At 46.2% G+C, this 253-nt stretch carries 1 pseudogene; it reads right to left on the reverse strand.

The window, feature by feature from the left end:
* A pseudogene (locus NLF92_RS13435) lies at positions 1–253 on the reverse strand (RNA-binding transcriptional accessory protein); the annotation flags it as partial.

The raw sequence follows: 253 nt of genomic DNA on the forward strand, positions 1-253 counted from the left end.
TTAACATCCACACCCACTGAGTTCACACAGTCTTCAACGACTGCTTCAAGGGTTTTCGCTAAACCAGTTTGGTTGACATCATGTTGGTACTGACCTACACCAATCGATTTTGGATCGATTTTCACTAGTTCAGCCAATGGGTCTTGTAAACGACGAGCAATCGACACTGCACCACGAATCGACACATCTAGCTCTGGTAACTCCGCAGAAGCCAATTCAGACGCTGAATAAACCGATGCACCCGCTTCTGATA

Source organism: Opacimonas viscosa, from assembly GCF_024199005.1.
In the GTDB taxonomy this organism is placed as follows: Bacteria; Pseudomonadota; Gammaproteobacteria; order Enterobacterales; family Alteromonadaceae; genus Opacimonas; species Opacimonas viscosa.